The organism is Alterotamlana spongicola (genome assembly GCF_035818475.1).
In the GTDB taxonomy this organism is placed as follows: domain Bacteria; phylum Bacteroidota; class Bacteroidia; order Flavobacteriales; family Flavobacteriaceae; genus Cognatitamlana.
The window spans coordinates 728569-742772 of the sequence record NZ_JAYMGV010000001.1; the positions used below are offsets into that span (position 1 = coordinate 728569).

At 32.7% G+C, this 14204-nt stretch carries 14 protein-coding genes; 5 read left to right on the forward strand and 9 right to left on the reverse strand.

The window, feature by feature from the left end; translation table 11 throughout:
• Positions 1-61 precede the first annotated feature (61 nt).
• The 4 genes from VOI54_RS03155 to VOI54_RS03170 are packed head-to-tail and all read right to left on the reverse strand — an operon-like array spanning position 62 to position 4604.
• The gene (locus VOI54_RS03155; protein WP_326281265.1) at positions 62-868 is read right to left on the reverse strand and encodes an HNH endonuclease family protein; all 807 of its coding nucleotides are present in this window, start codon (positions 866-868) and stop codon (positions 62-64) included.
• On the reverse strand, positions 865-1710 hold the full coding sequence (locus tag VOI54_RS03160; RefSeq protein ID WP_326281266.1) for an AAA family ATPase: 846 nt from the start codon (positions 1708-1710) through the stop codon (positions 865-867). Before VOI54_RS03160 ends, VOI54_RS03155 begins: the two co-directional genes overlap by 4 nt.
• Complete coding sequence (locus VOI54_RS03165; protein ID WP_326281267.1) at positions 1697-4207, reverse strand: DUF4132 domain-containing protein; 2511 nt, start codon at positions 4205-4207, stop codon at positions 1697-1699. The genes VOI54_RS03160 and VOI54_RS03165 overlap by 14 nt, the downstream gene beginning before the upstream one ends.
• 4 nt (positions 4208-4211) lie before the next feature.
• The gene (locus VOI54_RS03170) at positions 4212-4604 is read right to left on the reverse strand and encodes a hypothetical protein (protein ID WP_326281268.1); all 393 of its coding nucleotides are present in this window, start codon (positions 4602-4604) and stop codon (positions 4212-4214) included.
• 618 nt (positions 4605-5222) lie between these two features.
• On the opposite strand from VOI54_RS03170, the gene VOI54_RS03175 reads away from it, so the two are divergent.
• A complete protein-coding gene (locus VOI54_RS03175; protein WP_326281269.1) occupies positions 5223-5861 on the forward strand; it encodes a hypothetical protein in 639 nt (212 codons plus the stop codon).
• A 107-nt stretch (positions 5862-5968) separates the two neighbouring features.
• Here the strand turns inward: VOI54_RS03175 and VOI54_RS03180 are convergent, their stop codons facing one another.
• Both VOI54_RS03180 and VOI54_RS03185 read right to left on the reverse strand, forming a co-directional pair.
• Positions 5969-6700 (reverse strand): aspartyl/asparaginyl beta-hydroxylase domain-containing protein, encoded by a 732-nt coding sequence (locus tag VOI54_RS03180; RefSeq protein ID WP_326281270.1) that lies wholly within the window; start codon positions 6698-6700, stop codon positions 5969-5971.
• A gap of 333 nt (positions 6701-7033) precedes the next feature.
• Positions 7034-7423: a hypothetical protein gene (locus tag VOI54_RS03185; protein WP_326281271.1), complete on the reverse strand. Its 390-nt coding sequence runs from the start codon at positions 7421-7423 to the stop codon at positions 7034-7036.
• Between the two features lie 384 nt (positions 7424-7807).
• On the opposite strand from VOI54_RS03185, the gene VOI54_RS03190 reads away from it, so the two are divergent.
• The 3 genes from VOI54_RS03190 to VOI54_RS03200 are packed head-to-tail and all read left to right on the forward strand — an operon-like array spanning position 7808 to position 10308.
• On the forward strand, positions 7808-7936 hold the full coding sequence (locus tag VOI54_RS03190; RefSeq protein WP_326281272.1) for a hypothetical protein: 129 nt from the start codon (positions 7808-7810) through the stop codon (positions 7934-7936).
• 46 nt (positions 7937-7982) lie between these two features.
• Entirely contained in the window at positions 7983-9638 is a 1656-nt protein-coding gene (locus VOI54_RS03195) for a tetratricopeptide repeat-containing sensor histidine kinase (protein ID WP_326281273.1), read from the forward strand.
• 4 nt (positions 9639-9642) lie between these two features.
• The gene (locus VOI54_RS03200) at positions 9643-10308 is read left to right on the forward strand and encodes a response regulator (RefSeq protein WP_326281274.1); all 666 of its coding nucleotides are present in this window, start codon (positions 9643-9645) and stop codon (positions 10306-10308) included.
• Between the two features lie 186 nt (positions 10309-10494).
• Here the strand turns inward: VOI54_RS03200 and VOI54_RS03205 are convergent, their stop codons facing one another.
• From VOI54_RS03205 to VOI54_RS03215, 3 genes are all read right to left on the reverse strand, one after another.
• Positions 10495-11175 carry an adenylate/guanylate cyclase domain-containing protein gene (locus tag VOI54_RS03205; RefSeq protein WP_326281275.1) on the reverse strand — a complete coding sequence of 227 codons (681 nt, stop codon included), beginning with the start codon at positions 11173-11175 and terminating at the stop codon, positions 10495-10497.
• A 101-nt stretch (positions 11176-11276) separates the two neighbouring features.
• Entirely contained in the window at positions 11277-12350 is a 1074-nt protein-coding gene (locus VOI54_RS03210) for a carboxymuconolactone decarboxylase family protein (protein ID WP_326281276.1), read from the reverse strand.
• 94 nt (positions 12351-12444) lie between these two features.
• Positions 12445-13356 carry a helix-turn-helix transcriptional regulator gene (locus tag VOI54_RS03215; protein WP_326281277.1) on the reverse strand — a complete coding sequence of 304 codons (912 nt, stop codon included), beginning with the start codon at positions 13354-13356 and terminating at the stop codon, positions 12445-12447.
• Between the two features lie 269 nt (positions 13357-13625).
• Between VOI54_RS03215 and VOI54_RS03220 the strand changes: the two genes are divergently transcribed.
• Positions 13626-14177, forward strand: a complete 552-nt coding sequence (locus VOI54_RS03220) for a hypothetical protein (RefSeq protein ID WP_326281278.1) — start codon at positions 13626-13628, stop codon at positions 14175-14177.
• Positions 14178-14204: the final 27 nt, after the last annotated feature.

Below are 14204 nucleotides of genomic sequence, written 5' to 3' on the forward strand. Positions count from 1 at the left end.
TATAATGAATTGTTTTAAATCCTTTATAAAAAAATCAATAATTCAGCTTAGCTAATAAGTACTAAGCTGCTCTTGACAATAAATTATCAACCCATATTAAGCCAGAGCTTCTCATACAAAATTTCACAGCTGCCGAATATTCAGACTTTGAAGAAGCTAGAGCTAATAACTCTTTCATTTGAGCTGCTATTTTTTGTTTTCTAGCCATGCAAATATTTGCATTTTGTAATTGCACCAATTTGTCTGTAGATTTAATTAATAATATCGTTTTTGAATATTTATCTTTCCTAGTATCTTTCATTTCTTGTTTATTCAAATTCATTCTCCTAATTGTATACTCTGCTTGAATAAAATTTCTTTCAGTTATTACAGTAGATTTTGGTGTTACTAGCCCCTCATTTGTGTAAGCTAACTTATCAGGGTCTTGAATTTCTGTAGGATCTAGAAATCGAATATCTTCATTCTCTATTGAGTCGGCAGGCGTATTCGCCTTATTAGCATTTACATGGAAGTAAGCCTTTTTTCTAATGTTTTCAACAGGAGCCGAATACCTATAATTCAACCATTCGAAAGCTAACCACCAATAACCCCCTTTGTCATCTCCATTTTCATCTATTGCTTCTTTTTTTGGTCTAAAATGATCTACATGACAATGTGCACTATCATTTTTAGATTCTGAATACCAACATTTATTGAGACTTAACCCTCTTAAATGGTTTTTTAATTCTGCCCACATATTTTGATTAGCATCAATAATGGCGTCGCGAGCAGCTTTGTCAGCGGCCTGAGTAAGTTGCAGAGTTAGCGCATCTGCTCTATCAATCCAGTTTTGATCTGGGGGGTTATTTTCTAAATCGATATATCTCATTCATTATCTTTTTCATTAAACAATTCGTCTAATATTTCAAGAGCAATTTGGTTTTGTTTAGCTCTATCTTCTTTAGATACTTTTTGAACTTGAAATTCTTCTCTTTGACTAATGGCGCTTATAAATTTTTGATACATTGGATCTCTATCTGTTGTATTAATTCCAAGATCGCTAAGTTTTAAGAAGAGTTCATTTAACTGTTCTCTTTCAACATCATTCAGACCAGTATTATCCTTTTTAGTGACTAAACGGTTACGCTCATTCAAATCTTCTAGTGTATCTTCATCTAATGTACTAGGTAAGTTAAAAAACTCACTTGTTAAGATTCCAGCAACTCCCAATCCTTTTGGATCAAAATCAGGTTCAAAAGTTTCTATATGTTGATACTCTTTCCCATCTTTATCTTCTTTCTTAATAGATTGAAATATTCTAATTTCCTCTTTAGTTAATCCACCAATAACTAATGGATCATGAGTAGTCATCAAAATTTGGCTAGAATCATCTTTTCCTGAATATTCTTCCAATAAATTCATGTATTTCCATTTCCATAAAGGGTTTAGGTGAGTGTCAGGCTCATCAAGGAGGATTAATGATTCATCTTCTTTGGTGAAACGCAATAGCCCTAATACAGTCAGCAATTGTTGTTCACCTTCTGAAAGCTCTTTAAATGTAATATCTCCGTGTACATTTACTTTTTTTACTTTGACTCGAACCTCTTGAATTAAGTCAGATATATAAGTGCTTTCTAAGCTCTTAAAAAAATTAGTGTTTGTTCCATATTTTTTAGCAATATTTTCGAGCTTTTCTTGATTTGAAATGTAGAGGTGTTTAATGCCTTTCAATTTGACTCGTTATTGTCTTGTCCTTAATTTTATCATCATTCGCCAACATAAATGCCTTACTTAATATGGTAGATAATGTTGAGTCCCCTTCAAAAGGCAAAAACACATTTTGTTCTTTTTTTCTATCTGCAACAATACATAAATATTGGTCATTTGGTTTCATTAAAATATTGCCACTACCCATATGAATTTTGTAAATTCTAAGTTTACCTTTTACAACAAGAAAATTTCCTTCGAAGCTGCATTGTTCTTTTATTTGGAGTTTTGGTATTAAATTTTCAAGTAATGCTTTTCTTTCTAAACCACTTGTAGCTAGTTCCCCAAAAGAAAAACTTATCCAATAGCCTTGATATCTTTCTTCTCCACCATCTCGCCAATTTGGGTCTGCTCCAATACTAGTAACTCCAACAAACAAATCAACATCTCGCATACATTCAGAAAAAACTATAGATGGAACATCAATCATATTAACTTGATTAAATTCATCATAAAACCGAACTTGATCAGTTTGTAGATAATTAAATATACCCATTTCGTTAGCCGAATCATGCACACCTTCTGTTTCTGTCCAAAACTCTATTCTGTATTTCCATGATGGAATGTATAGTGTTGGAATATTATGAGAATCCCATTGTCCTTGAAGTTGATAACGCCATCCTCTTTCTCTACAAAGGGCATTAAAAATGTGCTGTCTGATTATATGTGCTGCATACCTATTAGAATATGAGTTTGTTGTTTTTTCAGCATCTGTAACTATATATACTTCTCGGTGGGCTTGCTTGAAAGGTTGTTTTACTTGATTCTCAAGTAACCATGCTCTCCATAACTCTACTTCTTTCACAGTGGCAGTAACAGGGTGCCATAATTCCACTATAGATTTCTTAAAATCAATATTTACAGCTCCATGAGTATCGACAAACTTTCCTTTATAATAAATAGCACTTATTGTTTTATTGTCTTTGGTAAAATTCCATATAAGTTTAGTTCCAAAAAATGCTAACAATTTATTTTCTAAGTACAGCTCTTTCCATTGTAAAAAAGTCCATTGTCGTTTTCCTAAAAATATTTTTTCTATCCTATTCCTCTGTGCGCTTAGGTTAGTTTGAATATCCTTTACCTGCTTTTTGAATACTCTTAATTCTGTCGGGAAATTATCTCTTACATATTTAGGAACTGTTTTAATTTGCTTACCTTTTTCATTTTCCCATAATAAGGTTACCGTACTACTGTCAACAATTGTTATTATGCCTTTGTAAACATTAAAATTTTGAATTAGTTGATAATCATAATTTAATTTAAAATCCTGAACAGCAAGCTCTTCAATTTCGTCCATTGTCTTGCCTTCTGCCTCTGCAACTCTAACAATTGCCTTAGTAATTAGTGATTGTACAGATGGATACTTAATCTTCATTCTAAACTTTGTCAATCTTGAAACTCCATGCTTATAAGGTAGTTTAGAAAATGCATATATACAGGCATTGCCTAACTTAACACTAACCGCACCATGACCTGATAATTTTTTAAAACTCCATAAACCTAAGTCTTCTACGGCTTGATTTAAATCTTTATCATTCAACAATGAACTCATCCAAATAGAGGAACGTAACAATTGAATATTTTCATCGGAAGCAAATGTAAACTCATACGATTTATCTTTATGAATATCCTTTAGTATTTGTATTATCAAACCTATCCATGAAATAAAACTGGTTACCAAGAATTCTTTCCCAATTAATTCTATTTCGCTTTTAGCATCTTTCAACCATGCCTTTGTTGGCGCGCTTTTTTCTCGTCCTTTAGAAAAATGATTTAACAACAAAATAAATGCTTCTTGCTTTTCTCCGTTAAATGCTTTTGTAGTACTTAAAATAGCTTTACCCAGCTTATCACTACTACTAATAGAGAACTGTTTTGGACCTTCTTTAATAAGTTTGATTCTGTTTAAAACTTTAGTCTCATCAGCATAAACATATCTTTGATTAGAAACTAACCTCTGAATATGATCAAGGCTTTGCTTTAACTTTGGAGTCAGTGTAGTATTTTTAGCCAGTTTTTCTACTTTGCTTAAAAAAGGAATGATTGGCCATTCGGATGTATAAAAATAATCTTTCTTTTTAGCTGACAACTCCTTGCTTAATTGCAACAATTCATCTTCATCAAAGATTACGTCTGACGAACGCATCAATAAACTAACTAATTTTGAAAATACATCTTTTACATAATACGATTCTTTAACCCATGAATTATTGATGCCCCTATATCCAATATTTTTGTAATAAATTAAAAGACGAACAACATCCTTTTTAAAACCAACAGGTTTTGTTTTAAGCATTTTATAATACTCAAGGGTGCTTAGTTTTATTGTATAGCCTTCCTTTGTATCTATAGCTTCATTAACAAAATCATTTATAAATAATTGAACTTCCTTATCTACTGATGTTTCCTTTTGGGTTTCTTTAGCTAGGTGCCCAAACATTCTTTTAAAAAAATCATTCATATTCTTAACCTCCAACTAATGGTGTTAATTTCAAAAAACTGATTTTGGTGTCTGTGCTTACAAGTATTTCCTCATCATAATCTGTAATTTGCTCATCATCAACAATTACAAAATAGCCGTTTTTAAGAAAAGCATCTAAAGCAACATAAACTTGCTGTTCTCCATCTATAACTTTTCTTTTTTTAACTCTGAACCCATTTAATGTTCTTTCAGCATCACTTGGTTGAATTAAACCTTTAAAAATTTCAGGTTTATTCTCATTATATGATTTAACTTCAGATAAAACACGAGCGGTAATTATATCCTTTAGTGTGGTTCTTTCGTTTTCTATTTTGATTCTTATCTCATTAAGAATGTCTCCAGAAGCTGTTTCGTCTTTTATTGTTAATGTCATCATTATCTAGGTTTAAATAGATTAAGTATTGAGAAGCAACATGATATTCTCCTATTAAAACACCCTACTAATCTAATGAATTAATACGAAATATACGACAGAAATTAGTTTAGTTACTATGACCGGTTTTTAGACCTGATGCCTTACGTTGCACATTGTTTTTCTTATGCACTTTAAACAGTTTTAGGCTTTGTTGCTAATTTTGTATTATTTAGCTATTGTCAACAAAAGACAGAGAATTATTTAGTATAAATGAAAATGATCAATGTTGTCGAAGTCAAAAGCTTCACTATATAAACTAACCTTATTTCTCTCTTTTGTCCTTTCTGATTTAATCTATCTAATTTAACTGATTGTAAACTTAAGACGTATATAATTTATTGCTAGTGCAAGCCTACTTACGAAAATCCTGCAGATTTTTTTCTGGTTTATTCCATTTTTACTAAGTTAGTTGCTTAATCACGTAACTATCCTTACACCAACCATTGCCAATAATTTGAAAAATGATAAAATTAACTAAAAGAATTTTTAAAAAAGATGACTATTAGCCACAATACTTTGCAATATAAGAACATAGAACCTTCAATATTCTTTAAGGTAGCAGGTATAAATAAACTTTAAATGGAAGCAGGTAAAAAAAATTTATCGTACAAAATTATATGGATTTCTAATATTATTAAACATGGACTTTTTTGGCATGGTATACGCAACACATTGGCTAAAATGGGGTTAGATTTTATGCCATATTTTTGGGAAATAGGTTCTACAGGTATAGAACCACCTCAAATTAGAGGTGATGAATCCAAATATCAATTATCTACTTTCGGAGAGGAGGAAATAACTTTTATTAAAAAAAATGTTATAGGAATTGCCCATAAAGATTTAATGAAAGATCTTAAAAATGGAGATACATGTTTAGGCATAAAGAATGAAGATAAAATCTCCGTTTATTCTTTTATAAAACATCAAACTTTTTCTTTTAGAGGCAGAAAATTTATAATTAAACCTTCCGAAGGCTACGTGCATAACACCTATACATTTGAAGCTTTCAGAGGAAAAAACTTAGCCCCTTATTTACGTTATCAATGCTATAAGCATTTGAAACCTAAAGGTGTTAATAAGTACTATAGTATCAGTGAGTATTTTAATAAGCCAACACTGAGGTATAAAGAGAAGTTAAAAATTAAACCACAGAAATTATATCTCAGCGTGATCATATTTAAAAGATGGGAATTTAACTTCACTCTAAAATCATACTGATTTATTAATTTGCTTAATCATTGATAAAAAACAATCTTAGAATAAAATATTACAACATTTTTTTTCATTCTTAAAAAGGCAAGACTCTATTAATGAATTCAAAATAGTTATTTAGTTTTTTTTCTGCTTCTATTTAGCTTTGTGACGTCTTTAAGCACTTTTTTGATACGTACTTTTTTTAATAGAAAATTAGCAATAAACCTGTTTACCTGTTTTGGAAAGAAAGGTAACGGACGCAAAAGATCGATAATAAGCACTACTCTTTCTTGACTCGATTTGTTTATCACTTCGTGTTCCCAGGTGTCATCAAATAGTATACTTTCATTCTCTTTCCAATGATAAATCTGGTCTTTTATTCTAATACAAGGAGGTGAATTTTTTGGCACTTTAAGCCCCAGGTGGTATCTGAGATAACCTCTATACGGACCATGGTGTGTAGGTATGGATTTCCCTGGTTCTAACACCGAAAAAAAAACTTTATATATATTGGGTACTCCCTCTAACAAGGCGCAAGTCTTAGGACATAATTCTTTTGCAAGATCTGGTGTTTCTCCAGAATAATACAATAAAAACACCTTCCATTTTAAATTTTGTTCAATTTTACCAGAAATTGCATATGCCCTTTGTTCCACTTCATGGTAAGCCGGGATTTCAAAATGTTTATTCACATTTTCATATTCGGATTTAATAGTATCAAAACTTTGATCTATTACAGAAAGCTTAGGAAACGTTTTTTTTGCATCAAAAATGATAGGCCGTTCGGGTCCTCCATCATATCGTTTGATGATACGATTACCTAGTTTCATTATGTAATTGATGGTAATGGCACGAAAATTCATGTAAATAATTTTAATACATACTTATTGAAAAAAAGTTGAGTAATCTTATGAAAGGATTAAATTTTAATGCCTTCTTAATTACAACGTACAACTTACGAAATTTACAAAAGAATTTTGAAGAATTGCAGAAATATATACAAACCAATTATATAAAGATTCAAGACAGCGGAAAAGTCTATAACAGAATAAGAAACACTATTGGTAACATAGTAATAAAAAATTCTGAAAATTTAAAACTGATTGACTTGCAAAAATTTAAGGACAAGTGTCACAAATAGAATGAAATATCATTTTTATCCAAAAGTTTCAGATTATATTTTTTGTCATCACTCCTCACCGCCTTGCAACAATAGCCTTTCCAAACCATCCTAAAACAAGTATAAAAACAGCAATTAGCGTAACAATTAAAGAAAGCCAGCTTTTCTCATTCTTTGTTGTATGTGTTTTACTTTTTTTAATAAAATCTTCGTAGTTTTCATAGCCCAGATAATTACATAAGCCATGAATCACTCCGGATTGCGAAATATTAATATCCTTAGTGTTATCTTTTAAAGCCTGTTTATAATAATCTCCTAAGCGTCTTTCTCCTATAGCCGTTTTTTTATTGGAGATAAAGGCTGATATAATTTTTGCCAGGCTATAATTAGAGGGGTCTTTAATTCCTTTTTTTTGTTCTTCTTTTTTGGCTTTTTCAAAAGCTTTAATAAGCAAGGTACTGTGCATGAGCGATCTGGTTTATGGTTGATTAATTAATTCATTTTGTTAGAAAAACCGTGGAAATTATTTTCTATACACTTTCCAAAACACTTCCATTCTATTTCCATTTTATTCAATGATATCTTATTTCATTTGTTTCAGAATTAACAAATACCCTAAAGTATTTAGGGGTTTCAAAGTTTAATTCTACAGGAACAGCAAGGTAAAGCGATGTAATCTCCGGGAAGTGATTACACGTCTTACTTCTGCTTTCCACACTTCCCAAAACAGAGAGACGTCTCTACATGTTTTAGCGTGTTGTAACCGCAATAAAGCATTCGATAAAAACTCGAATAGCAACACTATTGTTCAATCTTAATTATTAACAAAATGAAAAAAATATATGTAATTATGTTTACGGTTTTCCTCAATGTAATAGCCTTTTCCTGCTCACCACAAAGTTCATCAAGTGATGAAACAGGAGAGCCTGTCGCTTGTTGCGATGAAGATGACCCAATTATTCCACCGCCAACAGAATGAATATAATTTGTATTTGTAACTAAAATTTAGTTATTACTTTAGGGGAATGAAATCAAGAACTTCATTCCTCTTTTTTTATACTATTTTTTATTCAATTGCTATTCATACTATTGGGTATTCACAAGTCTCTGTAGATAGTTCAAGATATTATTATAATTTAATCTTAGAACCCGAAACCAGTAAAGACCTTATTGATGCGTTTATATTTTTTGAAGAGCATAAAAAAAAGAGCCTTGTCAAAAAAGATACATTGAGAGCTATTTTAGATTTACGATACATAGCTGAAATCCAAAACAAATTAGGATCATTATACGATAGTGAAAATTCAATTGTAATGGCAATGACCTATTTAAAAAATCTTAAAGGTTCAGATACATTGATAGAGCCAAGAATAGGATTTTATAATCAATTAGGTATGCTCTATAGGCAGTTTGAAGATTATGAAAAGTCAATTGAATATTATAATAAGGTATTAAATCTGGCTCAAGATCCCAATCATATTGCATCCGTTAACAATAATATAGCTAATGTATATAAAGAACAGAAAAACTATGAATTAGCTATAAATGAATATAAAAAGATTTATAAATTTTATTTAGAGCAAGGAAATACATTAAAAGCTGCTAGAGCCATTGATAATATTGGAGTTGTTCAGTCTAAAATGAATCATTATAAAGCAGAAGCAAATCTCGAGAGAGCTTTAAAAATGAGAATAGATTTAGATTATGTACCTGGAATATTTACAAGCTACCTACATCTTGCTGAACATTATAAAAACAGCAATGAGAATTCAAAAGCTCTTTTCTATGCAAAATCTGCTCTGTCTATTGCTAATTCCAGTAATAATTTAAAGTACAAGGAAAATGCACTATCTATTTTACTTGACTTAAAAGATGACGAAGAAGTACAAGAATACAAAGCTTTAATAGACAGCATAAATAAATCAAAACAAATTCAAGAGAACAAATATGCAGCAAGCAAATATGAATACAACCATCACTTAAAAAAAGCGCAAGAGAGTGAACTCCAAAAAGAAAGACAGAAAAAACTAAAGCTGATTTATTTGTTCTCAGGACTCTCCATTTTATTACTCTCTCTTTTCTTATTCATATACTTTAGAGCCAGGCATAAAAAGGAAAAGATTAAACAGGTCCATAATACCGAGACACGTATCTCTAAAAAAATACATGATGAGATTGCTAATGATATGTATAACACCTTAACCAAACTTGAAACCTATAACATTAAAGAAGAAGTTCTGGATGAGTTGGAAGATATTTATATCAGGACCAGAGATATTTCTAAAGAAAACAGTGTCATTGACCTAAAGGAAAACTATACAGACGTATTAAAAGACCTGTTTTTAAGTTTTAAAAATGACCACGTCAATATTATTGCAAGAAATATTTCTGACATCAATTGGGATAAGATTCACAATATTAAGAAAAAAGCACTTTACCGGGTACTTCAGGAACTTTTGATCAATATGAAAAAACACAGCCAGGCCTCTTTAGTAGCTTTCAGTTTCAGTCAAACCAGAGGCAAGACCCATATTACCTATAGTGATAATGGTATTGGCGGAACCGTAAAAAAAAGCACCGGGCTTCTAAATGTGGAAAACCGTATGCAATCCATTAACGGAACAATTATTTTTGAATCCGGCCCCAACAATAAAGGTTTTAAAGCAAAAATAATTATCTGATATTATGTTTAATAAAGTTTTAATAGTTGATGACCATGATGATATAAATCAGGCCGTTTTAAACATTCTCAATAAAAAGAACATTGAAAATGTACAAAATGCACAATACTGTGATGATGCCTATTTAAAGATCAAAAAAGCCGTTTTTGACCAACACCCTTTTGATCTGTTAATTACAGATTTGTCATTTAAAAAAGATCATAGGGCTTGTAAAATAACTTCCGGGGAAAACCTTATAGCTATATTAAAGCTTGAATATCCGGATTTACCCATCATTGTATATTCTATGGATGATCGTTTGCAAAAAGTAAGAACCCTGGTTAACAGATATCAAATCAATGGCTACGTCTGTAAAGACCGGAAAGGCTCTATGGAACTGTCAAAAGCTATAAAAGCTGTATACAATAACACCCGTTTTTTATCTTACCAGGTAAAAAATGCGCTGAGTCCAAAATCAGACTTAGAAATTGACGATTTTGATATAGCCCTGATGAAGCAATTGTCTTTAGGATTTTCACAGCTGCAAATCAGTACTATTTTTAGCCAGAAAAACATTGTACCAAACAGTTTAAGTTCTGTTGAAAAACGATTAAATAAACTTAAAGATAAGTTTAAAGCCAACAATGCCACCCACCTGATTACAATTGTTAAAGATCTGGGACTTATTTAAAAATAACACCTGTCTTACGGAAACCCGCAATGTACTTAACTCAGAAAATTATAGTATTGCAACACTATTAATAATTTATTGCTATTAGTAGCTTTTGAGGGTTTACAAAAAGCATGTTGTCCGACATGCTTTTTGCTTTTAACAACTTAGGGGTTTTGCTAAGATTACTTTCTTAGATATTTCCTTTTATTTCTTCATTAACTCAATAACCTCATAAGTTACAATAGGCTCAGATTTCCCTTTAACAAAAACCGAAGGCATTTTTTTTATGACAAAACGCTCATCCAGTTCCACTTTAATAGCGTCTGTAATTAAAATATCAACATTATGTTCACGTGTTAGTGCCTCCACCCGTGCTGCCACATTAATAGGGTCTCCAACAACTCCAAATTTGCTCAGCTCATAGTTTCCTAATACCCCGGCAAGAACTTTCCCCTTATGAATCCCTATTCCAATAGACAATTCCGGGAAAGCTTTAGACCTCAATTCTTTATTGTATTCGTCTAGTGCCTTTCGCATATCCAGAGCAGCCATTACCGCATCCTGGATCTGCCACGGGTTATTCTTTAAAGCGCCAAAAAGAGATAAAATACCATCCCCAATTAGCTCGGTAACCTGTCCGTGATGCCTGGTTAGCACCTTACTCATACACCTAAAATACCCATTAAGGATATTCACCACATCTGAGGGCTCCATGATATCACACATTCTGGTAAATCCTTTAATATCAGCAAACAAGACTGTTACCGATCGCATGGCAGGCTTAAAAGCACTATCGGAGTCTGTTAAGTGTTCAATCACTTCTTCCGGAGTAAAACGCCCGAAATGAATTTGAAGCCGTTCCAACTTCTCATTGGTCCGGGTCAAAAGTTTTTCTAATTTGTGATTTCGTTTTCTCTGTCTAAAAATAATGATCAGCAAAATGCCAAACAAAATAAATAGAACAGCCGTGTAATATAGTATATCCATCATCCAAGGAGTACTGCCAGTCTAACGGTTGAATTGGCTAAAGATGCCACACCTATAGCTTCTAGCATCATAGGCTCTCCTACATCTTTTGCAAGCTCACGAATTCTGGATTGCATAGGGCCATTTTGAAAATGAATGGTCTCTCTGGTCCAGGAAAGCAGTTTCTCTTCCTGTTCATTTAAATGTGGAGAGGATAACGTAGACAGCGCTTGGTTAAACTCGTCTTCAGTAAAACCACACTCCAAAGCCATATCATGGGTTTCGGCTATACAAAACTTACATTCCAAGCTGTTAGCCACAACCGCAAACATGAGTACCTTTAGTTTTCTTGATAAAGCTTCTGATTCAAAGACGCCGTTTAAGGCATCATTCATAGCTCTGGCTGCAGGTAAACCTATTAGTTTTTGAACCACCCCGGGAAACGACTCCGGGTCGCCTTCAAGTGGCCTGGTTTCTGTCCATCCAAATTTTCTGAGCTTCCACCCTATTAAAGGTCTGAGTAGCCTTCCTAAAATACTGTTGGGCAAACGCTCTAACTCATCCATTGGAGGCACTGCAATAAACGTTGACACCCTGTTCACAAAACACTGATCTACAATAAGAAATGCCATTTCTGCAACGGCCTTAGGCGAATACCCTAAACGCAATAGCTCATCCCTGTCCTGCTTTGGTGGCTTGGGATTAGACCTGGAAAGGTTTCTGCAAAAACGTATAAAGGCACGTTCTTTTTCATCCATATCTGCCATTTGAACATTCCTTTCAATATTGTTTATCATCTTTTTAGAGTATCCCCAAAGTCGCATCCATGACCGGGCAACACCAAAACAATATCTGCAAGCGTTTTCCTGAGCGGCAACCAGCACACAGATATCAGCTAATTTTCTTGGAAATTCCTGGGCTTCATATCGTGGCCATTTTAAAATGGTTTTGCGTAACCACGGACTTCTGGAGGTACGCATATGTATGTCCATGACCTTTCCAATATCAGCTTTAACTTCAGCTTCCCATTCAGTATCATGCACTATAGATAGTGTGGGATCACTCCATTCAATATCATTTAGTAAGTCGGTCATCAGTATTTACAAAACTATGTTATGGATTATAAACTTAATGATTTTTTGTACACCAGAAAAGTATAACGCTATATTAGAGCCCATTAGCCCAATATTATATCATGGTTACATAATTACTTAAGCTCTCCTGCCGGGCCAAGTTCATCTTTTTTCTAATCCTTGAACGTGCCATATGGACGCTATGCAGTGAAATTCCGAGGATCTCCGACATTTCTTTACTGTCAAATTTTAGCTTGATCAAAGCACAATGCATTAAATCATTAGGCGTAAGCTCTGGGTGGCGCTTCAATAAGCGCTCGTAAAACTCATTATTGGTTTGCGTGAACTTTAAATGAAAATCATTCCATATTTTTTCATTGTTCTGCTTGTATTTACTACTTAACAGGCTATGCTTTTCCGGCAGGTGTTCTTTAATGGTAATCAACAGTTCTTTAACCGTATTCTCCTTTTCAATGATCTGCAGGGCATTAGCAGTAAGTTCTTTATTTTTAATCTTTAGTATAGCTTCATTCTTTTCTTTATGGATCACCATACGCTTCATTTTATACCGCTGTTTAAGGGTAAAAAATGCAATTCCGGTCAGCAATACCAAAATACCAATGAGCATTTTTAACCGCAGTCCTGCTTTATCCTTTAATTCCAGTAACCTGTTTTGGGCCAATATGTGCTCCTCTTTTTTACTAAGGTCTTCCTGGTATTTATTCTTAATTTCAAATAAGGTCTTATTGAGATTACTTTGCGTATGAAACAGACTGTCTGAAATAGCTTTGGCTGATTTCATATAGGCAAAGGCTTTTTCCCTTTCATGCTTTTCAAAATGAAGATTGGCAAGCTGCTCAAGTACAACCGGCCTGATTTCAATATGCACCTTCATAGTATCAATAACATCTAAGGACTTCTTAAAATAATAAATCGCACTGTCTGATTGATGGAGCGCCAGTTTTAAATCGGCATAAAATGAATTGACCATAGCCGAAAAAGCAAGCTTCACAGCAAAAAAATCCATGAGATTTTGAATTATTAAAAGCATTCCCATCCAAAACGTGTAAAATTCACAATAGATTCCCGTATAAATAATAATCTGATTTTACATCTTATTTACGTTGTTTTTTTGAGACATTTTATGTCGTATTATCTAAGGAATATTGCCTCTATTTTTGGTTAAATAATGAATGTGAATTAAGGTCTGAAAATCCTTTCAACGTTTAAAAACACTACACCTTGAGACTCTGACTGTTATCAAACCTTTATGGTGTATCAAAATAATTTCTCTCAATGATAATAGACGTACTAAATGAGTTTAAAGGATTAAAAAAAAATGGCATATACTCTATTTCTAATATTAAACATTGGATCTTAAAATATAACGGATACCATAAAAGCTTAAGTGCCAACTGGTTTTGTTCCAATACAGGGTGCCGATATAAGCAAACCAGGCAATGTCATTGTTCTAATAAACATGAAGCTTATATTTTTTTAGAACTCTATAAAGCCTTATCAGACTTTTCAAAATATCATAAGAGAGAGGAGTATGCCCGGTGTGAATTGAACACGTATACTGAAATCAAAACTAATGCAGACCTTTTAAAAAACTGGGTTAGAAAGAATGAACCTATAGGCACTAAAGAGTGTTTTGAGTTCCTTTTATGCCATTATGATTACACATTAAACCCTACGCATCTGTTAGTCATGGGAAACTCTCTTCTAGGTTATGAAGTCTTTGTGGACAGCAAGGATTTTAAAAACCTTATAGCCTTTATGGACATTTTTAGTGAGCTGTTTTGGGTAAAACGTTTATACCCTGAAAGTGATATTTTAAACGTTTAAGGGAAAAATATCTTTTAGACCTCACCT